This is a genomic window from uncultured Methanospirillum sp., assembly GCF_963668415.2.
Taxonomy (GTDB): Archaea; Halobacteriota; Methanomicrobia; order Methanomicrobiales; family Methanospirillaceae; genus Methanospirillum.
The window spans coordinates 716,992-738,325 of sequence record NZ_CAXXDL010000001.1; the positions used below are offsets into that span (position 1 = coordinate 716,992).

Consider the following 21,334-nt stretch of genomic DNA (forward strand, 5'->3'; position numbering starts at 1 on the left):
ACGTGTGAGTACATCAGGGTATCGCCCTGATGATACCCGGATTTACAGATCAGTCTCGAAGTCCTCAGGAGTCAGGGAGGTTGAGTACCCCTTGTGTCTGAGGAATTCCTTGGTGAGCAGGAAGTAGATCATGGAGAGAGCCTTGCGACCCTTGTTATTGGTTGGGATGACGATGTCCACAAGGCTGGTCATATTGTTGGTATCACAGAGTGCAAGGACCGGGATTCCGATCTGAAGTGCCTCTCTGATGACCTGGATGTCGCTGACCGGGTCGGTCACGACAATGACTTCAGGTTCTGCATATTTAGGCAGAATCGGGTTGGTCAGGGTACCGGGGATGTACCGGCCGGTCATCGGGTATGCACCGATTGCCTCTGCAAACTGACGTGCCGGGAACTGCCCGTACTGACGGGAGGTCACAACGAGAACCTTAGCAGGATCATACTGAGAAAGGAACTTTGCTGCGAGCTTGATCCGCTCGTCAGTCTCCCTGATGTCCAGAATGTAGAGCCCATCACCGCGGACGCGGTAGATGAAGTTCTTCATATCGCTGCTCTTCTGCTGTGTTCCAATGTGTACACCGGCCGCCAGGTACTCCTCAACAGAGACAAGGGGCTCGTTCAGTTCAATCTCCATCTCATTTCCGTTCATATCATGTTCTCCTCTATCCGAATGAGTTCATTCAGTTTTTCTGTTCGTTCTCCGCCGACAACACCGGTCTTGATGAATACGCACCCGAACGCACATCCCAGATGGGCGATGGTAGTATCCCCGGTCTCCCCGGAGCGGTGGCTCATAACGGTCTCCATGCCGAACTTTTTGGCGAGTGATATCGCCTCAAAAGTATCAGTCAGGGTTCCGATCTGGTTCGGCTTGATGAGCACACAATTTGCCGAACCTTCTTCTATCCCCTTCTCTATCCGGGAAGGGTTGGTGACGAAGAGATCATCACCGCAGATGAGGCATGCACTTCCCATCTGCTCGGTAAGGGTGGCGAAAGATTCGAAGTCCTCCTCATAAAGGGGATCCTCAACATATACAAGTCCGAACTCGTCGATGAGCTCGGCAACATAGTTGATCTGCTCCTCGGCTGTTCTGACAAGGCCACCCCTGTATTCGTAGAGCTCGGTTCCCGGGTTGTGGAACTGACTTGCAGCCACATCAACACCGGTGCTCAGGGCAAACCCGACTTCATCAGATACCTGGCCGACTGCTTCAGTAACAACCTCGAAGGCGTCCTGATCTGATATTGCCGGTGCCCATGCTCCTTCATCGCCCTTTCCGCAGAATATTCCCCGCTTGTGCAGGAGTTCCTTCACCACCGCGTGAGCACGTGCATTTGCATAGACACCATCCCTGATGCTGGAGCATCCGGTAGGAACAACCAGAAACTCCTGTATCTCGGTAGCACCGGTTGCATGAGCTCCGCCCCCGATCACATTCCCTAACGGGAGGGGGGCAGAAGATACAAACGATCCTCCGAGATGTCTCCAGAGTGGTATCTTCAGGGCTGCCGCAGCAGCCTTGGCGTTTGCCATTGAGAGGGCGACCGCCACATTCGCACCTATCCCTGCAAAGTTATCAGTCCCATCCACCTCACGCAGAAGGGAATCAAACCCAATCTGATCGGCTGAATCCAGACCGAGCAGGTAAGGGATCACCTGAGAGCGTGCATCTCCTACTGCCGCTGTCGCTTCTTTGACTGCTGCTTCGTGGGCACCAGTACTGGCACCCCCCGGAGCTGCTGCTCTGCCAAATCCGTTCTCTACAGATATATCTGCTTCAACAGTTTTGCGACCGCGGGAGTCGAGTATGACTCTCAGATCAACGGCACGTATGGTGGTCATCCTGATCAGTTCTTATCTCCGCTTGACCGTGATGGGGATGACACCTTTGTCAAACTCCTCCATCGCGAGGTAGAGCGGATCTATGGTCGTGCTCGTGATGAGAATGGGAGCGCCCATCGAGATCTGTAACGCCCGGGCACCGACAATGCGGGCCTTTTCATAGCGTGTATAGTTCTGCATCCGAATCCTCAAGAATTAGTCAACACAAGAATGGGGTCGCTGAGATTTGAACTCAGGTCAGAGCGTCCCGAACGCCCTAGGATGGTCCAGGCTACCCTACGACCCCTCATTGATAAGGATTGAGTTCATCAATAATCTCCTTGTGCGTGAGCAACATACGCCGGCAACAATACCGATCCATTTTGAGATCGTCGAGGATCTTTTTAGGATCCTCGCCAGCATCTCGGCGGCGCTTATATTCCTCATATGCAGTGGAGATTACTTTACCACAAGTGAAACAGCGAACCGGTATCATATGATTGCACCACTAATGTAAGCTGTCTTTGTAATAAAGATCACCGGTATGACTTCTGGAATTTTGCGCGTGCCCCACTACCATGTGGTTTCTTAGCTTCCTTCTGACGGGAATCGTTCACCAACAGGCTGCGGTCATATGCAAGATATACATCCTTCATCTTGGGGTCGCTGTGCCACTGGACAATGCCACGGGCAAGTGCAGTCCGGGCGGCTTCTGCCTGACCCATAACTCCACCACCGCGAACTTTGATAGCGACATCAACGCCCTCAAGCGCGGTCGGAACCAGCTGGAGCGGCTCTAATATCTTCATCCGCACAAGTTCATTGGAAAAGGCATCGATAATCAGGGAGTTAACCCTGACAACACCCTTTCCGGGTCTGAAAGTTGCACGGGCGATCGCCGTCTTCCTCTTACCACTCGTGTTGATCACTTTTGCCATATTCATCCCTCCTTCAGAACTTTGCTCCAAGGAAACTGCTGACAGTTCCAAGGGTTACACATGCAGGTGTGTTCAGGCGGGTCTTGTGTGCGTCTGACAGCTTCTCTGCTGCGATCCCGTCGAGTTCACAGGGAACACCGACATAGATCTTGATCCGCTTCATCGCCTCAACACCACGCATCTTCTTGTACGGGACCATCCCACGGATAGTCCGCTTGAGGATGTGATCCGGCCTGCGTGGGAAGAATGGACCACCTTCACGGGATCCGCGTTCCCTCTTGTGCTTGTAGTTGCCAAGAACACGGGCACGGCTTCCGGAGATCACTGCCTTCTCTGCATTGATGACTGCGATCTCTTCACCGGCAAGTGCACGCTTTGCAACCACGCTGGATAGTCTGCCTACAAGCAGCCCGTCTCCATCGATTACCGTTACCATCTGATACTCACCTCAGAATCCTTACGTGGCTGCCTTTGGGGTTCTGTGCGAGGAGCTGCTCGATGCTGAGGCATTCTCCCTGCTTCCCGGCGATCTTGTCTTCAGCCGCTTCTGAAAAGTTCAGTGCTGCGACTGTGACCCGGCATTCAAGAAGACCACTGCCAAGTACCTTTCCAGGAACCAGCAGGGTCTCGCCATCCTTGGCATACCGGTTGATCTTGCTCACGTTCACTTCTGCGTAGTTGTTGCTCGACTTCTCAAGTCTGATCGCAATGTCGCGCCAGATCTGCACCTCATTCTCACTCGACGTCTTCTTCAGGAGCCTGATGAGTTCGGTGAGGCGCGGATTGGACTTATCATATCTTTTGCTCATGGTCCGTTACCCCCTGATTTCGCTGAGCGCTTCGAGGAGTCCGTCTGATTGATTCTTCAGAAACAGCAGCCCCTGGTTGAGGATCTCTCGTGCAGGAAGTGAACCATCACCCTCCATCGAGAAGATAAACCGCTTCTCATCCATGAGTATATGGATGGCCGGTTCATCGCCGATCCCGCTGTTCAGGCAGGCCTGCTCACAGAGCCGGCAGAGTGAGCATTGTATATCGCCACCCTCCTTGACAGTGATCTTGCCGCCTTTGACCTCCAGGATATTCTTGGGACAGACCTCTACACACAATCCGCATCCGTCACATGTTTTTTCAGGACTGATGATTGGATAGTTCTTGTATCCACAGACCGTTACCGGCTGCCACTTTGAGTGTTCAAAGCCGCGGTTCAGGATTGCATATACTTCAATTACGACCTTCTGGTTCTTCTCGAGCTTGACAATTGGAATATTGTCTGCTGCAGGATGAACTGCAGGATCCTGTGAGATGAGATCCGAAGATAGGACCATTCGTGGCCCTTCCACACTCATCGTCAGGGTGACCGTGCACTGGGAGCAGCCCTTGCCTTCGCAGGAGCATGAATCCCGTGGTACGTAACTCTTCAGGTCTGTGGTGAGTGGTATGAGTCCGATCCGGTGTGCAAGCATCTCGTCAAAGAGTGCGCTCGTGTTGTCATAGATCTTGAGATCCTCGACCGCGAACGTCATGACTTCGCTCTGCATTCCCCGACGGAGTGCATTTGCAAATGCAATATGCGATTCACTCAGCACAAACGAGGTGCTGTTGTCCTCAAGGCTGCTGAATTCGATCTTCATCAGACCCGACGCCCTCTCTTCCCGCCCTTTGCTCTGCAGGAGTCGTGTGGTACTGGCGTGACATCTTCAATGAGTCCGATACGAACACCTGCACGGGCAAGAGCACGGATTGCTGCCTGGGCACCTGGCCCTGGTGAGCGTTGCTTTCCTCGTCCGGGTGCACGAACCTTTACATGAAGTCCGACAAGCCCTTTTTCCTTGGCTGCCTGGGCAACATTCTGCGCCATCTGCATTGCAGCGTATGGAGAACTCTCATTACGTGCCTGCTTGACGACCATACCACCACTGCTCTTGGTTATGGTCTCTGCGCCGGTCTGATCGGTGACGGTGATGATGGTGTTGTTAAAGGAGGCGTAGATGTGTGCAACGCCCCACTTTTCCTTCCCTTCAGCCATATTTATCTCCCTACCTTGGCGATACGCTGTCTCTCTCCGTGAATATCACTGACCAGCGGTGAAGATCCTGCATACGAGATAAGGTCCTGTTCAGCTGCGCTGACGGTGTATCCCGGAATGGTTACTCTTCTGCCGTTGATGGAGATGTGTCCATGCGTAATGAACTGACGGGCCTGTTTCGGAGAGCGGGCAAAGCCGCGGCGGTAGACCTGGCTCTGAAGCCGGCGGTCGAGCTGCTGCTCAACACGGACAGAGAGGACATCGTCGATACCTGCATTCTCACCAAGAATACCGATGCGGTTCAGATGCCCGGTAAGCTCGGACTTCTTCCGCTCGACGATCTCCTGACCTGCACCGCCAGACTGCAGTGCGATGATCTCACGGGCAGCCTTGCGGTACCGCCGGAGCGCACCCTTGGCGATCCAGACTTCCCGCTTGTTACGCAGACCATACTCAATCACCAGTTTGGTCTCTTCCTCGATACGGGAGAGCTCAAACGGGCGTTTGGGGGTCTGGTACTGTTTATGGTTCTTTCCTGGATATCCCATGATTCACCCTTACGTAGTTTTTCTCTTCACACCAACGATCAAACCGGTTCTGCCGGTAGACTTGGTGCGCTGACCACGGACCTTCTGTCCGGTCTCGTGTCTGATTCCACGGTATGCACGAATCTTCTTGAGAATGTTGATGTCGTCCTCGTTGATGAGGGCAAGATCAGTTCCAAGAATATGCTTTGGGGTACCGGTGTAGACATCCTTTGGCCGGTTGGTCATCCATACAGGAATGCGGTCTGCATAGGTGTTGACAACCTCACGAATCCGGTCAACTGACGCTTCATCAAGTTTTCCCATAAGTTCGTGCTTGGGGACCTCAGCCGCCTTCGCAATAATCTGGGCGGCATGTCTGCCAACCCCTTTGATACCTGTCAGTGCTACAATGACTGATTTAGTACCGTCGAGGTCAGTGTTGAGAACCCTGACGAAATAATTAATCTCCTGATCTTCCTGAGCCATGCAATGCCTCGCTTTATGAGAAAGCGCCTGCGTGTCAAGCGTTGAGGGAGGGATTTGAACCCCCGAGTCCCAAGGGACACAGGGTTAGCAACCCTGCGCCATACCTGGCTTGGCTACCTCAACAATCAAATTCGCATCTGTGTAGACACTCGCAACAGAATCTCTGTTGCTACAGGAATTGTGCTTACCAATGTGGTAAGGATTCAGATATAAGAGTTATGATATTTCAGGCAATAATTGCAGTGATGAATTCTGAATTCACAAAATCCGGGATAGTTATTCTGATTTTTTTGCTACACGTACTGCACCTGAACCGATGAGCGCGGAGGTTACCAGCGGAAGGGCTATGGTCGCATCGCAGAAGCACTGCACGTTTGTACAGGTGCATGACTCCTTCCCCCATGACATCGCCTCTTCAAACGTGCATCCCGAAAGCCCGCCAAAGTGCGGTGTGTCGGTTGTGTACTGGATCGCATAGTCATGCCCGCTGCAGTCACTCTTGTGAATCGATGCGATGACCTGGGTCTGCTGGATAAAGTTCTTGGGAACCCCGCCTCCGATATAGACAACACCGGTCTTTGCTGTCTTCTCGACAAACGTAGTTATCTCATCTGCATCCCTGATCTGGTCCACGATAATCGGGATCCCCTGCCGCCGTGCAATCACAAGCCCAATCCCAATAGATGAGTCACTCAGTGCAGGTATGAAGATCGGAACATTGGATGCAACACAAGTGGCAGTCAGAGACCTGCCTTTAGGATAGGTATCGATAAGCCACTCTCCAAGAGTTCTGATAAACGAGGCTGATGATCCCTCAAACCCACCGTGGGATCGTGCAAACTCTGCGATGATATTGTCAACCTTTCTGAACTGCTCTTCGTACGCAAAGACATCGTAGATCCGATCGATCCCCTTCTCAAAGAGTTCGATGTCATCCACATGGTGGTGGCCGATGTAATGCCTGACTCCGCAGTGTTCACAGATATCATGGAAGATGTTTGCACCGGTGGACACTATTGCGTCAACATATCGTCTGCTGACCAGTTCGATGAGACATTCCTGCATCCCCGCCGGAATCATTGCACCGGACAGACCGAGCAGGATACTAACCTGTGGATCCTTCAGCATCTCCTTCCAGACAGCCACCGATTCGCCAAGTTTTCTCCCCTGAAATCCGGTCCTGCTCATGGCATCGAGCAGGGCGGCAACATCAGAGACAGGCTTCACAGGAGTTGTTGGATCCAGCATCATTGGATAGCGTAGGAAATATGCGGATATATAGTATAATGGAACGCGTTTATGAAACAAGAGCAACTGCTTTCAACATTACTATACAGATCTGCATCTACGATCTGTACACTATCTGTCTTTATGAAACAGTTAAAAAAATCAGAGTGCCTGGATAAGGGACTGACGGGTCACGATACCGACGATCTTTCCCTTCTCTGTTACCGGCACACTGCTGAAATTCTTGGTACACATGAGATCGACGACCTTGCTGACCGGCGATCCCATCTCTATGCTCTGCACTGATGCGGTCATAATATCCTGCACGAGGATGTTGCGGACCTGGTGCTCCTGGTGCCGGTCACCAACAGACTCACGGAACTTCAGAACGGCAACAGCGACATCGGTCTCAGAGACGATACCAGACATCTTTCCGTCATTCATGACAATGAACCGGGAGATGTTCTCATCGATCATCCTCCTGCGAAGGTGGACCATCCTCTCACCAGCTTCGATGAACTGGGCACGCTCCATTACAGAAGCAAGATCCCCGTCAGGTATCATCTTACTGAGAATGTCACTTGAGTTGACCTGACCGATCAGGTTGTTATCAGAGTCATACACGACCGCGAGTTTGTACCGTTCCTGCAGGAGTGGAATGAGGACATCAACCTCCTGATCATCATAGATGAAGGTAAAATCATCATCGACTGTATTGGAAACGTGGATAGCAGTCGGTGACACTTCTGAGCTGTGCTTTGCACCGAGCTTCTCTACGATTTTGTGACGGGATATTGTACCGACCACTTCATCGTTGTGGACCACGATCAACGGGTCCATTCCGACATCGAGCATCTTATCCAGTGCATCGGTCACCGGTACTGACTTTGCAACAGTCACCGGTTTGGACATAACATCCCTGACAAGTATAGTATTGGTCATAAAACCACTTCTCCTATGATATCATCTCTGGTTATAATTCCTTTTAGTCCAACTTCATTCGTGATAATAAGGCTTGATATATGCCTTTCTGACATCTCACGAATTACATCTACGGTCCGCGCTGTCTCATCCATGGTTATCACCGGTGACCTCATCACATCGCCAGCCCGGAGTTTTTCGGACTGGGCACGTCCCTCCTGTGCAAACGTGAGATCACTCTCTGAGATGATGCCGCTTATCGCGCCTTCATCACCGGTCACCAAGACTTTTCCACAACCAGACCGCATCAGATCGATCACATGATCGAGTGAATGTTCTTCTGTTACCTGCTGTACATCATGCATCACCCCGACTACCGGACGATCCAGACTCTTTACAAGCGGTGATCGAATCATATCAGACTTGGTCACCATCCCGAGAACCATTCCCTGGTCAGTTACCGGAAGTCCCGAGATCATATGGGTAACCATCAGCACCAGTGCATCATGGATGCTGCTACCCGGCGATATACTGATGGTATCCGTGGTCATAACCGACGAGACCGGTTCATTATCCGGAGATCGCCGCCGCCATGTCGGATCACGACTTCTGAGTCTGTATCCGATATCCTTCTTTGTGATGATCCCTGCTATCCTCTGCCCATCCATAACCAGAACCCTGGAGATATGATGTTTCAGCATCAGGTTTCTGGCATAAGAGACCGTGTCATCGGGGCGGCAGACCCGCACCGGTGAACTCATCAGATCTGATATCAGCATGGTCATCGTCCATTCTGCTGTTCGGTCGACAAGGCCCGCACCAGATCAAACTCGGTCACAAGACCGGTCAGCCTGCTGTTCTCTATCACCGGAAGTGCACCGACGCCCTTCTCAAGCATCTTGCGGGCAGCCTCGGTGATCGTCTTGTCGGGCTCGATCGTGTACAGGTTCCCATTCACCAGATCCCTGACAGGCTTTGACATCACCTCTGCCACGTGACCGGTAACAAGGCTCTCGAAGACTTTGCCAGAACCGATGTACCGCACGATGTCCGTGGCGGTGATGATCCCGAAGACGACGTCATTCTTTACTATCGGCAACCGTCTGAACTGGTGGCTGGTCATCACTTTGGTCACCATTGAGAGGGGACAGTCGGGCTCCTGCACAAGGAGTGAAGAGGTCATCACATCCTTGACCTTCATTGTACTGTATGTACGGCAGAGCAGTTTGAGCACATCCCGTTCGGTGACGATACCGGTGAGAACTCCTTCCTCATCAACGATGGGAATTCCGCCGATGCGGTCCTGAAGAATGATCTGGATCGCTTCGTTCAGGTTTGCATGTGGAGGCAGCGTTCTGACATCAGGCTTCATGATCCTGCTGACACTCTCGTTGATGGCAGCCAGGAAATTACCGTCATGCTTGACGTTGATGAGTTTGAACTTCTCACCACCACCAAGGAAATCCACCACGTCCCGTGCAGTCAGAATGCCTTTGAGACGATGAGTCCCTGGATCGACGATGGGCAGGCGGCGGACACCCCACTCAGTGAGGGTCTCGATGGCACCAATGATCCGCATCGTCTGCGGAGCCGAGATAACCTGTCTTGTTGCGATTGAGAGAACTGTACCTAGATCATTGTCATGTCTGGTGTGCATAATCGGTCTGATATTTGAGAAATGTGATCAACCATCCGTTACCTGCAGGCAGGTCCCGGTCTTTCTGAAAAACCGTAGGGATGGAGTTATTCTGGTCAGAGGCGGTCTTCTTCGCTGCAGGAGGAGCAGATCAGAGACCCGTCAACATTTCGGAGATCATCTGACATACGTCCGCATCTGCTACACATTCCTGAAGTGACATCTTTCGTCTGGTTGATGACAACAAGCTCACTCATGAGCTCGTTGATCTCAGTCGAGACAGCCACTATATCCCTGACACTCACAATCCCGATGACGATCCCTTTGTCATTGATAATCGGCAGACGGCGGACCCGGCTCTTGATCATAAGGTGGGCCGCTTCCTCCACCGTTTTATCACCATGGAGCGTGATGAGTGGAGATGTCATAATCTCGTAGACATGAGCCTCACTCGGCCTGATGTCTTTTGCCACAACCTTACAGTTGAGATCCTGTTCAGTCACAATGCCGACGGCAACATTCTCCTTGAGTACGATACAGCTTCCGGAGGGATCTTTGTTGCACATCTTCCGTGCTGCATCTGCAACCGTTGCCCTATAATCGATGGTCTTTGGGTTCCTTCGCATGATGTCCCGCACGGCCACCTTGGTGTCGAGCTGGATCTTTTCATTTGCGTATGTCATGGCGTTCACCTCTGTGATACCCGGGCAGATGCATCCAATCAGTTAATCATCCGGTTCAGATATTAATCCATCGGTCCTGAAATTTTCAGAAAGGATAGGAAACCTGTTCAGAAGGATAACAACAATAATAATGCCTTCAGATCATATCCATACAGAAGCAACTCCGGATTTGCGGGAGTAAATGCCGCTTCTGCCGGTCAGGACGATACATATGGGACTGAGTCAGACCTTCTCCAAAATCCTTTCAAATCTCTTCCATAAGAAGACATCGCGGATCGGAATATACGGGCCTCCAAATGCAGGAAAAACAACTCTGGCCAACCGGATTGCCAAAGAGTGGTCAACAGGAATTGAGGGCACGGTCAGCGAAGTTCCTCATGAAACCCGGAGAGCGCTCCGGGCAGAAAACATCACGATCACGGGATCAAACGGGAGATCCATCACTATCGACATCGTTGACACTCCGGGAGTCACAACAAAGATCGACTACAACGAGTTCATCGAGTATGGAATAGCACGTGACGAAGCGATCGACCGTGCCCGGGAAGCAACCGAAGGAGTAGCAGAGGCGATGCACTGGCTCAGGGAGGACATCGACGGTGTGATCTACATGATGGATGCAACTGCTGATCCCTTTGCCCAGGTGAATATCATGATGGTCGGTATCATCGAGAGCAGGCATCTCCCTGTTGTGATCGCTGCAAACAAGACTGATCTTCCGGATGCTTCACCACAGCGGATCAAGACCGCTTTTCCCCAGCATCCGGTGGTCCCGATATCCTCACTCACAGGTACCAAAGTTGAAGATCTCTATGAAGAGATGATCAGGGCATTCCGGTGAGATCATGCAGGGTGTTCAAATCGATCTGATATCAGCAGAACGGCTCTCGCGGATGCCATCCATGGAGAAGATTCGTCTGATCCTTGACAAAGTCAGGGACGGGACTATCGTTATTCTTGAATCAGGGCTTTCACCAGAAGAACAGAGTTCTCTGATCGAGATGACGATGCAGGAGATTTTACCTGACGGATTCTCAGGGATCGAGATCGAGACCTATCCCTCAAAACAGAAGAGCGGGATGCTCTCACGGCTGGTCCGCGGGGAGAGCGAGTTCAGAAGGCTGACAGTGATCGGACCTGCCAACCAGCTCAGGATGATAAGGCGTGATCGGGACTTCATCAGTGCCTGGATCTCATCCCGGTGATCATGCCACATATCTGTCTCCGGTGTAAAACCCGCCTCGAAGCGGCCCCGGGTCTGGCACCCCGCTGTCCTGCGTGTGGGGGAACCAGGTTTGCTTTTGAATCCCCACGAAAGACAGAAGCAGCAATATCACCCCAGCCTGAACCTGTCATACCGCAGGAGCCTGAGAAAACCGAAGCAGACAGCCCTGTTGATTCCAAACCGATCCCTGAAGAGAAAATTGAGCCGCTGGCGCCTGATTCGGTTGAGAGTATCCGGATTGTTGAACCGGGGAAGTATGATCTGAACCTGCTCAGACTTGCTGAGTCAGATGACCGTGTGATAAACCTGGGTAAGGACGGAAACTTCAGGCTTGATCTTCACTCGATGGTAAGACAACAGAAAAAACGTTGAGATACGGGCATGCCCGTTATGAGATATTGTCCACCGCGTACCCTTTGCTAGCGAGCAGATCGATAACCCGGTCACGATGATTTCCCTGCAGTTCAATTGAGCTCTCTTTCACAGTACCCCCACAGGCGAGTTTACTCTTCATGAACTTGGAGAGGTCTTCAAGATCGATGTCAGTCGGATCGAGCCCCTCGATCACAGTGACTTCTTTCCCGTAACGACGTTTGTTGACCTTTACGTTGATTCTCTGCTGCTCTTTTGCAACTTCTTCACAGATACACAGCTCTTTTGGTAGCCCGCAAATGGAGCAAATACCACCATTCATTACTATACCATCTCCCGTTTTGTTATTAAAGCCTTTTTACTGTCCGGTATCAGATCAAAACCATTTATAACGGAGATAGAAAAAATCGGGTCATGGGAGATTATTACCCAGTCCATCCAACGTAAGAGTCATGTCAATTATGGTCCTCGGTACAGCATCCCACGTTGGGAAGAGTACCGTGGTAACCGCCATCTGCAGATCACTATACCGGCGTTCAATCAGTCATGCACCATACAAATCGCAGAACATGAGCCTGAACTCATATGTGACCCGCGACGGAGGTGAGATAGGGATAGCCCAGGCGATGCAGGCGATGGCTGCCGGCCTTGAGCCTGAGATCGCGATGAACCCGATCCTGCTCAAACCCAAAGGTGATCAGACCTCTCAGATCGTGCTCATGGGAAGACCATACCGCGATGTCAAGGCCTCATCATATTACCAGGAGACCGATCAACTTCTCAAGACAGCGATGGAGGCTGCAAAACTCCTGCTTGACCAGTACGGCCACCTGGTCATCGAAGGGGCCGGGGGTGCAGCCGAAGTGAACCTCTACTCCCGCGACATAGCCAATATCCGCCTCGCCAGACTGCTCAGATATCCTATCATCCTGGTCGCAGATATCGAACGAGGGGGTGTTTTTGCCCAGGTATACGGCACCATCTCTCTTTTCCCTGATGATATTAGACCCCTTGTATGTGGTGTCATCATCAACAAGTTCAGGGGAGACCCGACCCTCTTTGATGAAGGGATCACTATCATCGAGGAACTCTGCAAGATTCCGGTTCTCGGGCTGGTTCCGGCAACTGACATTGCCATCCCGAGTGAAGATTCACTCTCCCTGAAGGATAAAAAAACCGTGACATCCCCGGTAAAAGTTGCCGTGATTCACCTCCCCAGGATCTCCAACTTCACCGACTTCGAACTGCTTGAGCGTCATGCCTCGGTCACGTATGTGCTCCCCGGTCACCAGCTTGACGGGTATGATGCAATCATCATTCCGGGGACAAAAAACACGGTCGAAGACCTGGAGGTTATCCAGGCATCAGGCACTGCGGACCAGATCAGAGCTGCACGAAAGAGAGGAGTTCCGGTGATCGGAATCTGTGGCGGATACCAGATGCTTTGTAACAAAATCATCGACTCAGGAGTGGAGTCGAATGAGGGTGAGTATGAGGGGATCGGACTCATCGATGGAACAACCAGGTTTACCGGGTACAAGAAGATTACCACCCAGGTAACTCGCTGGTCATCAGGAGTCGGCCCTATCCTCTCCAGGATATCGGAGGTGAGTGGATATGAGATTCACATGGGAGATACTGATCATCCGGGAATCCATGGAGCATTCCAGGATGAGGGAGCAGTCTCTGATGACGGGCTTGTGATCGGAACCTACATGCATGGACTGTTCACGAACCCTTCAGCAGTCACGGCTCTAGTCTCATATCTCTATGAACAGAAAGGAGAATCGTGGAGCCCGCGTGATCAAGAGGAAGATCCCTTTGATGCACTGGCTGATCATTTTGAAAGATACGTCAGGATCGAAGAGATCCTGAAGCATTTCAGATAAATTTTGCATGAAAAAGTCCTTTTCACTGGTCCTACCTGGGGCCCCCAACGGGGCACCGTTGGGGTTTTTAATAAAACAGTGAATCGGGAGTCCAACAACTACCCGATTATGTTCATGATGCTGCGAAATCCCTCTGACGAGAGATCATCACAGATGACCGCCTCGACCTTTGAAAGGTCCACCTCCTCAGTCTTTCGCTGAAGAGTACAGTACGCACGGGCAGGCGAGGGTACTTCTCTTCCCGCAACCCTGAACCTGACCGAATGGGCACAGAACCGACAGTGATCGAGATCCTCTCTCTTTACAGGGAGGCAGTCAACATACCCTTTCACAACCGGGAGGTCCCGGACAGGGTGGCTCATGTTTCACCGTCCGAGAGCCCTGCCACGATGATCTCTCCGCCTGACAACTCTTTCATCTCGTCGCTTACGATGGTAGCCGCCTTCTCTTTTTCACGCTTCAGATGATGTACACGGCCTTCCAGTTTCCCGGCCTCATCATCTCCATGCTTTATCTCACGCTCAAGATCAAGGATCGCGGTCTCAAATGAGTAATGGGTCCCCGCTGCCGGATGAGTAGCGATTGCTTCTCTCTCATGCTGACATTTTTCTTCAACACCATGCCATGATTCAACTGCTCCGATCATCTGATCCATATAGGAATCTGCGTTCACATACAGGGACTTCTCAAATGAGTTCTTGAGCGGGATCGCCTCACTCTCTATGGATCTGAAGATCTCCCCTGCCGTGGATCTGATCAGTCTGGTAAACTCAGGATCTGCATAATGCTGGAGCACGGCCTCCTGAATCAGCCGATCTAATAGTTTCTCCTCGTCCTTCTTTCGTTCATCCTGCACTATCCGGAGTGCCCGTCGCCATATCGGAAGGGCCGTTCTCACAAGGGCATCGAGTGCTTCAAAGAGTTCAAGGCATCTCTGTTTCTTTTCCTCAAGCGCCGCCTGTGAAGCAGTGTACTCGTTGTACTCAGGACTTGTTGCATGGAGATCACGATCATGGGAGAGTTGTTCCTTTCTTCTGACAAGTTCACTGCGTTTCTCATCCATCTCTCTTCTGATTGCAGCAACTTCAGCAAGTTCGTCCTCAGCATCTTTGACAAGTCTCATCCCCTCCCTGACAGCATCGATACGTGCAAGCCTGGTTCGGGAGTTTTTTATCGCCTCGGTAAGGAGGTTGAGTTCCTTTCCAATCTGATCCATCAGTTGTCTGAAGATCTTCACCTCATCACCGTAGAGATGGTGAAGGTACCTGCCCGGGCCCTTGTATGCCTTGAAGCAACTGTTGATCATCTCGGCTACCTGCTGATAGTAAGCCTCGTCCTCATCAGAGAACTCGAGATCAAGGGCATCCTCTACCTTGTGTTTGAACTGCGGGAGGTTGTGCCGGTTCACCTGCTCAACCTTCGGATGCATAGGTTCCATAGCCGAATCCTCAGCCCCGAACTCTGTCAGAAGTTCGAGAATATCCTGCCTTGCCTTCTCGATGATCTCACGTGAATCGTTGAACTGTTCAGAACGGAGACTGATACAGGTCTGCTCCTCTGCATCAAGCCATGCGGGAAGATCAGCAAGGGTCGTCGCGTTGGCTTTCGACTCTGTATTTTTTGATCGGAATAATTCGGTTATTCGTTTAAACATGGTCAACTCCTGATAAATTCTAGAATGAGGGATCGCCATCGCTTCGATCGAGATCCCTGATGCGATCAATCCCATCTACCTCAGTGATCACATCAACAACTACCCTGGGAACAAGATCTTCCCACACCTCACCAGCCCGCATCCTCTCCCTGATAGAGGTTCCTGAGTGGGATTCACGTTTGAACATTTCAGGGGAACAGACAGGAATTCCTGCCTCTGAAAAGAGCCGTATCACCAGCGGGTTGCTCGTGTACACGGTATCAAAGGGAGGAGTCATGGAAGTGATATGAGCGACCCAGAGGGCATTTCGCTTGATGTCTTCTATTGGAATGACATAGAATGGCCGGCTCAGGCCTTCCAGTGCCCGTGTGATCATCAGCACCCGCTCACCAGCTGTGAAGGGGTTCTCAAGGTCGTGACTGAGCTGGGCACTTCCGATTCCGATGATCAGTTCATCAGCTTCCTTGATGATGCGGTCGATGACGGTCAGGTGGCCGTTGTGAAATGGCTGAAACCTGCCGATATAGAATGCACGTTTCACGAACTTCTCCCTGCAACCATGGTTGCTATCCTTGCTGCAAACGCACCGGCAACAAATCCTGCATCAATATTTACGACAGTCAGCACAGAGCAGGACTGGAGCATACTGGCAAGGGCAGCCTCTCCCTTTCCCATGTACCCATACCCGGTTGAGACCGGAACGCCGATCACCGGCTGATCCATAAGACCGGCAACCACAGCAGGAAGCGTCCCCTCCCTGCCTGCAGCCACAACAAAGGCATGACAGTCCTTCATCTCTTCGAGCACGGGAAAAAGCCGGTGCAGTCCGGCAACGCCGACATCATAAGATGTGCGGACTTTACATCCCATCTCCTCTGCTATGACCCGTGCCTCTTCTGCAACCCTGATATCAGATGTTCCCGCTGTGATTATCCCGATGATGCCACCCGTGTCAGCCATCCTTGGTGCACCGGCCAGAACCATCACCCGCCCTTCAGGTGAGTATTCATACGAGATACCGAGTTGCCTGGTGATCTCCTGCAGGGTCGGGAGAGTTACGGGATCTATCCTGGTGATGACGCATCTACCTGCCCTGCGAGCATATCCTTCTGCAATGGCATACAGATGTACAGGATCCTTGCCCTCTGCAAGCACCACTTCAGGAATACCGCACCTGCCTGCCCGCTCAAGATCCAGATGTGCTATCGACCCGATATGGCCAGCACTTCTGCTCTGGATCTCCTTTTCAGCCTCATCAGGGGATAAAACCCCTCTTCTGACACGCTCCAGAAGATCCCGCAGATCACCATCCGGCTCCATATAAGATAGTAAGATATGAGTCAAAGATTACATAATAGGTTCATTGTGGTGAGTTATCTCTTCTATATCGCCATCTTCGGTGCAGCCACAGGTCTCTTTCTCTGGCTGCGTGATATCAGAATTTATATGAGGACCGGTCTTGCCGGGTACCGGGGAGCGGCACGAATGGGAGTATTACACACCGCGATCACAACCGCAGGGGCAGGAGAGATTCTGCTCTTTCCGTCTGTCGATATTCTGGGTATAGGTATCGTCCTGCTCGGGCTCTGGCTTCAGGGACAGCAGAAACGGGAACAGGTCTTTTCCACTGAACCGGTACTTGACCGGGCACTTGGAAAAGCACCAGCGAAACGGTAGTTACAGAGGGTACACATGCTGAGCAGACCACGAGGAACACGGGATATGCTCCCTGATGAGATGGAGCAGCGCAGGGAGATCGAGGCACGGATGCGGGCAAAAGCCCGGACCTGGGGGTACCGCGAAGTATCAACACCAACCTTTGAGGAACTTGAACTCTTCACGATCCGCTCTGGCGAAGGGATCATCGATGAGATGTATGTCTTCGAGGACAAGGGTGGCAGGTCCCTCGCTCTCAGGCCTGAACTCACGGCACCCGTGCTCAGGACCTTTGTCAATGAAGGACGATCTCTGACAAAACCGATCAAGTGGAGTTACTATGCAGACTGTTACCGGTATGAACGCCCGCAGAAAGGGCGGTACCGGCAGTTCTGGCAGTTCGGGATAGAATTGATCGGAGCAGACTCGGCGATGGCTGATGCTGAGGTGATGATGGTTGCCGATGAACTGCTCAGGACTGCGGGTGTGACCTTTGTCATGAAGGTCGGACATCTTTCCTTTATGCGGACACTTCTGAAAGATCTTCCTGCCGAAGATCAGAAGAAGGTCAGATCGTTCCTTGACAAGCGTGACACCGATGCAGCTTCAGCGTTTCTCTCTGAAACCGGAAGAGAGAATCTAGCAGCCCCACTGCAGCAGCTCATCAGTGCCCGGACACTTGACGAGGTCTTTGCCGTCATCGGTGAGATCCCGGAAGCAGACCGGATCAGGGAGACCTTCAGGATACTGGACAGCCAGGGAGTCCAGTACGAGATCAATCCTGCCATCGCCCGCGGTCTTGATTACTACACAGGAGTTGTCTTTGAATGCTTTGCAGAGGGTCTTGGAGCAGAGAACCAGATCCTCGGAGGCGGGGCATACCGGCTTGCACACCTCTTTGGTGGAGAAGACACCCCGTCGGTCGGGTTTGCGATAGGATTTGACAGGGTGATGGTTGCCCTCGGAGAGCAGATCTGGATGCCGTTCCAGCCGCAGGTGATGGTGGTCTTTACACCTGAAGCCAGGGAGCGGGCACTTACAGTTGCACATGAACTTCGGGGGAGCGGTATTATCTGCGGTATCGACCTGATGGGGAGAGGATTCTCAGCCCAAATGAAAAACGCTGGTAAGAGTGCTGATTATGTGGTCATCATCGGCGAGGAGGAAGTTAGATCAGGCATGGCAACCCTGAAGAATATGAAAGGAGGAGAGCAGCAGACCCTTCCGCTTGCTGATGTGATCACCTCACTAACTGCACAATAATATAACCGCAGTATTGTACCACTGCACGAGTACTGAAACTACAAAAATTATCCAGACCCGATGGCACGAAAAAAAGATACCGGACCTGTGCAGGCAGAACTTCCGGCTGAAACCCTTGCAGACGAACTGGCACGCCAGCAGCGGAGCATCAGTGTCGCCGAGTTTTTTGAGAAGAACAAACACCTACTCGGATTTGACTCCCCGGTAAGGGGGATCATCACCACAGTCAAGGAGGCGATCGACAACGCCCTTGACGCCTGCGAAGAGGCAGGAGTGCTACCTGATATCTACCTTGGGATATTCAGAATGCAGGATGATGTCTTCAAGGTCGTGGTCGAGGACAACGGTCCGGGAATAGTTCCAGATAATATTCCGTTTGTCTTTGGGAAACTCCTCTACGGATCCCGGTTCCACCAGATTCGCCAGTCACGTGGGCAGCAGGGTATCGGGATATCAGCAGCAGTCCTCTACGCCCAGCTCACAACCGGTACACCGACACTTGTCATCTCCCGGTGCGGTGCTGACCGGGGAGCATTCAGGATGCTCATCCAGATCAAGACCGAGACGAATGAGCCTGAGATCCTCTCACGCGAAGAGATAACCTGGGACCGGACTCACGGGACCAGGATCGAGATAGAGTTCAAGAGCAGCCTGACTGCACGTAAACGGCTCATCGAATACCTCAGGTATACCTCAGTCGTGAACCCGCACTGCAGGATCAGGGTCGATCTCGACGGGGAGACGATGACGTTTGATCGTGCAAGTGAGGAACCTATCATCCCTCCAAAAGCGATCAAGCCTCATCCTCACGGTGTCGAACTTGGCGAACTCAAACGGATGACAACAGCATCCAAAGAACCACTCAGGACATTCCTGATCGAAGGATTCAGCAGGGTCGGTGAGAAGACAGCGACCGAGATTCTGGACGGAGCAGGGATGAAAGATGACCGGGATGCTTCTTCTCTCAATACAAAAGAACTCGGAACCCTCTTGGCAGCCATGCAGAGTGCGAATGTGCCACCGCCACCGGCACAGCAGTGCCTCTCCCCGATAGGAGAGGATCTCATCAGACAGGGGCTTGAGAAGGAGTTTCAACTTGACTACATCTCGGCACGGACAAGGCCGGCTGCGGTGTACCATGGACATCCGTTTATCGTTGAGGCCGCACTCGGCTGGGGTGGCAAACTCGAAGCAGAAGGCACTGCCAGGATCATGCGGTTTGCAAACCGAGTACCGCTGATGTACCAGCAGGGAGCCTGTGCCGTCACCGCCTGCATCAACGGTGTGAACTGGAAGACCTACGGTATCAGCCAGCAGGGGCTCCCCACCGGGCCGCTGATCATCCTCGTACATGTGGCCTCGACCAACGTCCCGTTCACGAGTGAGAGCAAGGATGCAGTCGCTTCCATCCCGGAGATCGAGCGGGAGGTAACCCTTGCACTCCAGGATCTCGGGCGTGATCTCAAGACATTTATCCAGCGTCGTGACCGGAGCAGACAGAGTGAGGAACGGGCACGGGCAATCTGTTCGATCATTCCGGATATTGCAATAAAAGTTGCAGAGACTCTTGAACTGCCTGTCCCTGATACCTCGCCGATCGAGGGTCAGATCATGCGGCGTCTGGTTGCCAAGAAGAGAACCACAGACGGGATCGTCTCGATACTGGTGAGTAATTATACTGCCCACGCTGTTGACATCTCGCTCTACGCCATCACACAGGACGATCCGCAGAAGGCTGACAAACCACCTGTATTTGTCGAGAAGGTAGGAGATGACTACTCGGCAGTCTGGCAGCTACATATCGCCCCAGCAGAGATCTGGGTAACTGAGTTTCCGGGAACCGGAAGGGGAAGTATCGACATCAGGGGCATAGACGAGAAGAAGAAGGTGGTGGTGGATCTTGATCGATAAGGAAGCCAGAAAGAAAGAGACTCTGGATAAACTGCTGGGAATTCCAAGGCAGTGGTACTCCCAGATGTCCAGAGGAGATCTCCCGTCCATCACGATGCCGACCCGGACCAAGAAGAACATCGAGTACGACGAGGATATTGACGCATGGAAATACGGCGACAGAGAAAGGCTCCGCGAGGCAGGCAGCGAGAAGAGTGCCCTGCATATCCTCAAGATGGCATATGTGATCTGGTTCATCAGGCACCAGATCGTGGAGAGCCGCTCATCCACTTTAAGAGAGCTGTATTACATCTCTGAGGGCTGGAAGAGGGCAAAGTTTGCAGCACAGAACGACTCCAACCTTCTTATCGAGGACCTGGAGATCCTTACCGATGTTCAGCGTGAACAATTCAACCTCAGGCCGGAAGAGAGTGGGGCGAGTGTCTTCGGCCCTCTCAGGATCAGGGAGGAGACCCGCCGCGGCCCAAAGGAGATACACTGCGGCAACGATGTCGGCGAGACCGGGTACCAGATTCCGACAAACGTGGAGAAACTGGATCTCGTGGACCATGACGCCAGGATGGTCATCGCGATAGAGACCGGTGGCATGTATGCCCGTCTTATCGAGAATGGGTTTGACGAGAAGTACGATGCCATCCTTGTCCATCTCAAGGGCCAGCCTGCCAGGTCCACCCGCAGGATGCTCAACAGACTTGCTAAAGAGTTCGAACTCCCGGTTACGGTCTTCACCGATGGTGACCCGTGGTCATACCGAATCTACGCCTCTGTTGCATATGGCTCGATCAAGAGTGCACACATCTCCGATATCCTTGCGACACCATCTGCCAGGTTCATCGGGGTGCAGCCGACTGACATTAGGGATTATGATCTCCCGTCTGACAAACTCACAGATCAGGACATCGGCGCTCTCAGGGCAGAACAGACAGATCCACGGTTTGCATCAGACTACTGGCGTGAACAGATCAATCTCCAGCTCTCTTTGAACCTGAAGTCAGAACAGCAGGCATTTGCTGCCCGTGGACTTGACTTCGTCACTGATGAGTACCTGCCGGCAAGGCTTGCAGAGATGGGTGTCCTGAAACGGTAGTAGG

Annotated in this window: 29 protein-coding genes and 2 tRNA genes; 8 read left to right on the forward strand and 23 right to left on the reverse strand. The window is 52.2% G+C overall.

What is annotated here, in order from left to right:
- Nucleotides 1-42: 42 nt before the first annotated feature.
- The 18 genes from rpsB to ACHZA2_RS03330 form a co-directional block, all read right to left on the reverse strand.
- Nucleotides 43-651 carry a 30S ribosomal protein S2 gene (rpsB, locus tag ACHZA2_RS03245; protein ID WP_319540218.1) on the reverse strand — a complete coding sequence of 203 codons (609 nt, stop codon included), beginning with the start codon at nucleotides 649-651 and terminating at the stop codon, nucleotides 43-45.
- Entirely contained in the window at nucleotides 648-1,847 is a 1,200-nt protein-coding gene (locus ACHZA2_RS03250) for a phosphopyruvate hydratase (protein ID WP_319578527.1), read from the reverse strand. The genes rpsB and ACHZA2_RS03250 overlap by 4 nt, the downstream gene beginning before the upstream one ends.
- 12 nt (nucleotides 1,848-1,859) lie before the next feature.
- A complete protein-coding gene (locus tag ACHZA2_RS03255; RefSeq protein ID WP_319540216.1) occupies nucleotides 1,860-2,027 on the reverse strand; it encodes a DNA-directed RNA polymerase subunit K in 168 nt (55 codons plus the stop codon).
- Nucleotides 2,028-2,058: 31 nt separating this feature from the next.
- Nucleotides 2,059-2,133: transfer RNA gene (locus ACHZA2_RS03260), tRNA-Pro, on the reverse strand.
- A complete protein-coding gene (locus ACHZA2_RS03265; RefSeq protein WP_319540215.1) occupies nucleotides 2,134-2,322 on the reverse strand; it encodes a DNA-directed RNA polymerase subunit N in 189 nt (62 codons plus the stop codon).
- A gap of 40 nt (nucleotides 2,323-2,362) precedes the next feature.
- Nucleotides 2,363-2,764: a 30S ribosomal protein S9 gene (locus ACHZA2_RS03270; RefSeq protein WP_319540214.1), complete on the reverse strand. Its 402-nt coding sequence runs from the start codon at nucleotides 2,762-2,764 to the stop codon at nucleotides 2,363-2,365.
- Between the two features lie 13 nt (nucleotides 2,765-2,777).
- Complete coding sequence (locus tag ACHZA2_RS03275; RefSeq protein ID WP_319540213.1) at nucleotides 2,778-3,200, reverse strand: 50S ribosomal protein L13; 423 nt, start codon at nucleotides 3,198-3,200, stop codon at nucleotides 2,778-2,780.
- A gap of 7 nt (nucleotides 3,201-3,207) precedes the next feature.
- Nucleotides 3,208-3,573 (reverse strand): 50S ribosomal protein L18e, encoded by a 366-nt coding sequence (locus tag ACHZA2_RS03280; RefSeq protein ID WP_319540212.1) that lies wholly within the window; start codon nucleotides 3,571-3,573, stop codon nucleotides 3,208-3,210.
- Nucleotides 3,574-3,579: 6 nt separating this feature from the next.
- Nucleotides 3,580-4,398: a DNA-directed RNA polymerase subunit D gene (locus ACHZA2_RS03285; protein ID WP_319578528.1), complete on the reverse strand. Its 819-nt coding sequence runs from the start codon at nucleotides 4,396-4,398 to the stop codon at nucleotides 3,580-3,582.
- The gene (locus ACHZA2_RS03290; RefSeq protein ID WP_319540210.1) at nucleotides 4,398-4,793 is read right to left on the reverse strand and encodes a 30S ribosomal protein S11; all 396 of its coding nucleotides are present in this window, start codon (nucleotides 4,791-4,793) and stop codon (nucleotides 4,398-4,400) included. The genes ACHZA2_RS03285 and ACHZA2_RS03290 overlap by 1 nt, the downstream gene beginning before the upstream one ends.
- Nucleotides 4,794-4,795: 2 nt before the next feature.
- Entirely contained in the window at nucleotides 4,796-5,341 is a 546-nt protein-coding gene (locus tag ACHZA2_RS03295; protein WP_319540209.1) for a 30S ribosomal protein S4, read from the reverse strand.
- A gap of 9 nt (nucleotides 5,342-5,350) precedes the next feature.
- Entirely contained in the window at nucleotides 5,351-5,806 is a 456-nt protein-coding gene (locus ACHZA2_RS03300; RefSeq protein ID WP_319540208.1) for a 30S ribosomal protein S13, read from the reverse strand.
- Nucleotides 5,807-5,845: 39 nt separating this feature from the next.
- A tRNA-Ser gene (locus tag ACHZA2_RS03305) sits at nucleotides 5,846-5,929 on the reverse strand.
- A 153-nt stretch (nucleotides 5,930-6,082) separates the two neighbouring features.
- A complete protein-coding gene (locus ACHZA2_RS03310) occupies nucleotides 6,083-7,057 on the reverse strand; it encodes a deoxyhypusine synthase (RefSeq protein WP_319578529.1) in 975 nt (324 codons plus the stop codon).
- 138 nt (nucleotides 7,058-7,195) lie between these two features.
- Nucleotides 7,196-7,975 carry a CBS domain-containing protein gene (locus ACHZA2_RS03315; RefSeq protein WP_319578530.1) on the reverse strand — a complete coding sequence of 260 codons (780 nt, stop codon included), beginning with the start codon at nucleotides 7,973-7,975 and terminating at the stop codon, nucleotides 7,196-7,198.
- A complete protein-coding gene (locus ACHZA2_RS03320; protein ID WP_319578531.1) occupies nucleotides 7,972-8,739 on the reverse strand; it encodes a CBS domain-containing protein in 768 nt (255 codons plus the stop codon). The genes ACHZA2_RS03315 and ACHZA2_RS03320 overlap by 4 nt, the downstream gene beginning before the upstream one ends.
- A complete protein-coding gene (locus ACHZA2_RS03325) occupies nucleotides 8,736-9,611 on the reverse strand; it encodes a CBS domain-containing protein (protein WP_319578532.1) in 876 nt (291 codons plus the stop codon). Before ACHZA2_RS03325 ends, ACHZA2_RS03320 begins: the two co-directional genes overlap by 4 nt.
- Nucleotides 9,612-9,706: 95 nt before the next feature.
- Complete coding sequence (locus ACHZA2_RS03330) at nucleotides 9,707-10,273, reverse strand: CBS domain-containing protein (RefSeq protein WP_319578533.1); 567 nt, start codon at nucleotides 10,271-10,273, stop codon at nucleotides 9,707-9,709.
- Between the two features lie 181 nt (nucleotides 10,274-10,454).
- Here ACHZA2_RS03330 and ACHZA2_RS03335 point away from each other — a divergent pair, with 181 nt between their 5' ends.
- The 3 genes from ACHZA2_RS03335 to ACHZA2_RS03345 are packed head-to-tail and all read left to right on the forward strand — an operon-like array spanning nucleotide 10,455 to nucleotide 11,870.
- Complete coding sequence (locus ACHZA2_RS03335; RefSeq protein ID WP_394698472.1) at nucleotides 10,455-11,114, forward strand: Era-like GTP-binding protein; 660 nt, start codon at nucleotides 10,455-10,457, stop codon at nucleotides 11,112-11,114.
- A 1-nt stretch (nucleotide 11,115) separates the two neighbouring features.
- The gene (locus ACHZA2_RS03340; RefSeq protein WP_319540944.1) at nucleotides 11,116-11,478 is read left to right on the forward strand and encodes a DUF2073 domain-containing protein; all 363 of its coding nucleotides are present in this window, start codon (nucleotides 11,116-11,118) and stop codon (nucleotides 11,476-11,478) included.
- Between the two features lie 2 nt (nucleotides 11,479-11,480).
- The gene (locus ACHZA2_RS03345; RefSeq protein WP_319578534.1) at nucleotides 11,481-11,870 is read left to right on the forward strand and encodes a Zn-ribbon containing protein; all 390 of its coding nucleotides are present in this window, start codon (nucleotides 11,481-11,483) and stop codon (nucleotides 11,868-11,870) included.
- 16 nt (nucleotides 11,871-11,886) lie between these two features.
- On the opposite strand, the gene yciH is transcribed toward ACHZA2_RS03345, so the two are convergent.
- Entirely contained in the window at nucleotides 11,887-12,192 is a 306-nt protein-coding gene (gene yciH, locus ACHZA2_RS03350) for a stress response translation initiation inhibitor YciH (protein ID WP_319540201.1), read from the reverse strand.
- Nucleotides 12,193-12,322: 130 nt separating this feature from the next.
- Here yciH and ACHZA2_RS03355 point away from each other — a divergent pair, with 130 nt between their 5' ends.
- Nucleotides 12,323-13,759: a cobyric acid synthase gene (locus tag ACHZA2_RS03355; protein WP_319578535.1), complete on the forward strand. Its 1,437-nt coding sequence runs from the start codon at nucleotides 12,323-12,325 to the stop codon at nucleotides 13,757-13,759.
- A gap of 98 nt (nucleotides 13,760-13,857) precedes the next feature.
- On the opposite strand, the gene ACHZA2_RS03360 is transcribed toward ACHZA2_RS03355, so the two are convergent.
- Genes ACHZA2_RS03360 through larB form a run of 4 tightly spaced genes read right to left on the reverse strand, consistent with a single transcriptional unit; the run spans nucleotide 13,858 to nucleotide 16,733 of the window.
- Nucleotides 13,858-14,121, reverse strand: coding sequence for a hypothetical protein (locus ACHZA2_RS03360; protein ID WP_319578536.1), 264 nt, complete (start codon nucleotides 14,119-14,121; stop codon nucleotides 13,858-13,860).
- Nucleotides 14,118-15,413, reverse strand: coding sequence for a hypothetical protein (locus ACHZA2_RS03365; protein ID WP_319578537.1), 1,296 nt, complete (start codon nucleotides 15,411-15,413; stop codon nucleotides 14,118-14,120). Before ACHZA2_RS03365 ends, ACHZA2_RS03360 begins: the two co-directional genes overlap by 4 nt.
- A 19-nt stretch (nucleotides 15,414-15,432) precedes the next feature.
- On the reverse strand, nucleotides 15,433-15,954 hold the full coding sequence (locus ACHZA2_RS03370; protein ID WP_319540197.1) for a nicotinamide-nucleotide adenylyltransferase: 522 nt from the start codon (nucleotides 15,952-15,954) through the stop codon (nucleotides 15,433-15,435).
- On the reverse strand, nucleotides 15,951-16,733 hold the full coding sequence (larB, locus tag ACHZA2_RS03375) for a nickel pincer cofactor biosynthesis protein LarB (RefSeq protein ID WP_319578538.1): 783 nt from the start codon (nucleotides 16,731-16,733) through the stop codon (nucleotides 15,951-15,953). Before larB ends, ACHZA2_RS03370 begins: the two co-directional genes overlap by 4 nt.
- A gap of 15 nt (nucleotides 16,734-16,748) precedes the next feature.
- On the opposite strand from larB, the gene ACHZA2_RS03380 reads away from it, so the two are divergent.
- The 4 genes from ACHZA2_RS03380 to ACHZA2_RS03395 are packed head-to-tail and all read left to right on the forward strand — an operon-like array spanning nucleotide 16,749 to nucleotide 21,330.
- Nucleotides 16,749-17,090 carry an ABC transporter permease gene (locus tag ACHZA2_RS03380; RefSeq protein WP_319578539.1) on the forward strand — a complete coding sequence of 114 codons (342 nt, stop codon included), beginning with the start codon at nucleotides 16,749-16,751 and terminating at the stop codon, nucleotides 17,088-17,090.
- A 15-nt stretch (nucleotides 17,091-17,105) separates the two neighbouring features.
- Entirely contained in the window at nucleotides 17,106-18,332 is a 1,227-nt protein-coding gene (gene hisS, locus ACHZA2_RS03385) for a histidine--tRNA ligase (protein WP_319578540.1), read from the forward strand.
- Between the two features lie 60 nt (nucleotides 18,333-18,392).
- Nucleotides 18,393-20,243 (forward strand): DNA topoisomerase VI subunit B, encoded by a 1,851-nt coding sequence (locus ACHZA2_RS03390; RefSeq protein ID WP_319578541.1) that lies wholly within the window; start codon nucleotides 18,393-18,395, stop codon nucleotides 20,241-20,243.
- Nucleotides 20,236-21,330: a DNA topoisomerase IV subunit A gene (locus ACHZA2_RS03395; protein WP_319540943.1), complete on the forward strand. Its 1,095-nt coding sequence runs from the start codon at nucleotides 20,236-20,238 to the stop codon at nucleotides 21,328-21,330. The genes ACHZA2_RS03390 and ACHZA2_RS03395 overlap by 8 nt, the downstream gene beginning before the upstream one ends.
- Nucleotides 21,331-21,334 lie beyond the last annotated feature (4 nt).

Bases quoted from the DNA above. Each gene is read 5' to 3' on its own strand.
- rpsB (WP_319540218.1), bottom strand. From the start codon at position 651: ATGAACGGAAATGAGATGGAGATTGAACTGAACGAGCCCCTTGTCTCT.
- ACHZA2_RS03250 (WP_319578527.1), bottom strand. From the start codon at position 1,847: ATGACCACCATACGTGCCGTTGATCTGAGAGTCATACTCGACTCCCGC.
- ACHZA2_RS03255 (WP_319540216.1), bottom strand. From the start codon at position 2,027: ATGCAGAACTATACACGCTATGAAAAGGCCCGCATTGTCGGTGCCCGG.
- ACHZA2_RS03265 (WP_319540215.1), bottom strand. From the start codon at position 2,322: ATGATACCGGTTCGCTGTTTCACTTGTGGTAAAGTAATCTCCACTGCA.
- ACHZA2_RS03270 (WP_319540214.1), bottom strand. From the start codon at position 2,764: ATGGCAAAAGTGATCAACACGAGTGGTAAGAGGAAGACGGCGATCGCC.
- ACHZA2_RS03275 (WP_319540213.1), bottom strand. From the start codon at position 3,200: ATGGTAACGGTAATCGATGGAGACGGGCTGCTTGTAGGCAGACTATCC.
- ACHZA2_RS03280 (WP_319540212.1), bottom strand. From the start codon at position 3,573: ATGAGCAAAAGATATGATAAGTCCAATCCGCGCCTCACCGAACTCATC.
- ACHZA2_RS03285 (WP_319578528.1), bottom strand. From the start codon at position 4,398: ATGAAGATCGAATTCAGCAGCCTTGAGGACAACAGCACCTCGTTTGTG.
- ACHZA2_RS03290 (WP_319540210.1), bottom strand. From the start codon at position 4,793: ATGGCTGAAGGGAAGGAAAAGTGGGGCGTTGCACACATCTACGCCTCC.
- ACHZA2_RS03295 (WP_319540209.1), bottom strand. From the start codon at position 5,341: ATGGGATATCCAGGAAAGAACCATAAACAGTACCAGACCCCCAAACGC.
- ACHZA2_RS03300 (WP_319540208.1), bottom strand. From the start codon at position 5,806: ATGGCTCAGGAAGATCAGGAGATTAATTATTTCGTCAGGGTTCTCAAC.
- ACHZA2_RS03310 (WP_319578529.1), bottom strand. From the start codon at position 7,057: ATGATGCTGGATCCAACAACTCCTGTGAAGCCTGTCTCTGATGTTGCC.
- ACHZA2_RS03315 (WP_319578530.1), bottom strand. From the start codon at position 7,975: ATGACCAATACTATACTTGTCAGGGATGTTATGTCCAAACCGGTGACT.
- ACHZA2_RS03320 (WP_319578531.1), bottom strand. From the start codon at position 8,739: ATGACCATGCTGATATCAGATCTGATGAGTTCACCGGTGCGGGTCTGC.
- ACHZA2_RS03325 (WP_319578532.1), bottom strand. From the start codon at position 9,611: ATGCACACCAGACATGACAATGATCTAGGTACAGTTCTCTCAATCGCA.
- ACHZA2_RS03330 (WP_319578533.1), bottom strand. From the start codon at position 10,273: ATGACATACGCAAATGAAAAGATCCAGCTCGACACCAAGGTGGCCGTG.
- ACHZA2_RS03335 (WP_394698472.1), top strand. From the start codon at position 10,455: ATGCCGCTTCTGCCGGTCAGGACGATACATATGGGACTGAGTCAGACC.
- ACHZA2_RS03345 (WP_319578534.1), top strand. From the start codon at position 11,481: ATGCCACATATCTGTCTCCGGTGTAAAACCCGCCTCGAAGCGGCCCCG.
- yciH (WP_319540201.1), bottom strand. From the start codon at position 12,192: ATGAATGGTGGTATTTGCTCCATTTGCGGGCTACCAAAAGAGCTGTGT.
- ACHZA2_RS03355 (WP_319578535.1), top strand. From the start codon at position 12,323: ATGTCAATTATGGTCCTCGGTACAGCATCCCACGTTGGGAAGAGTACC.
- ACHZA2_RS03360 (WP_319578536.1), bottom strand. From the start codon at position 14,121: ATGAGCCACCCTGTCCGGGACCTCCCGGTTGTGAAAGGGTATGTTGAC.
- ACHZA2_RS03365 (WP_319578537.1), bottom strand. From the start codon at position 15,413: ATGTTTAAACGAATAACCGAATTATTCCGATCAAAAAATACAGAGTCG.
- larB (WP_319578538.1), bottom strand. From the start codon at position 16,733: ATGGAGCCGGATGGTGATCTGCGGGATCTTCTGGAGCGTGTCAGAAGA.
- ACHZA2_RS03380 (WP_319578539.1), top strand. From the start codon at position 16,749: ATGAGTCAAAGATTACATAATAGGTTCATTGTGGTGAGTTATCTCTTC.
- hisS (WP_319578540.1), top strand. From the start codon at position 17,106: ATGCTGAGCAGACCACGAGGAACACGGGATATGCTCCCTGATGAGATG.
- ACHZA2_RS03390 (WP_319578541.1), top strand. From the start codon at position 18,393: ATGGCACGAAAAAAAGATACCGGACCTGTGCAGGCAGAACTTCCGGCT.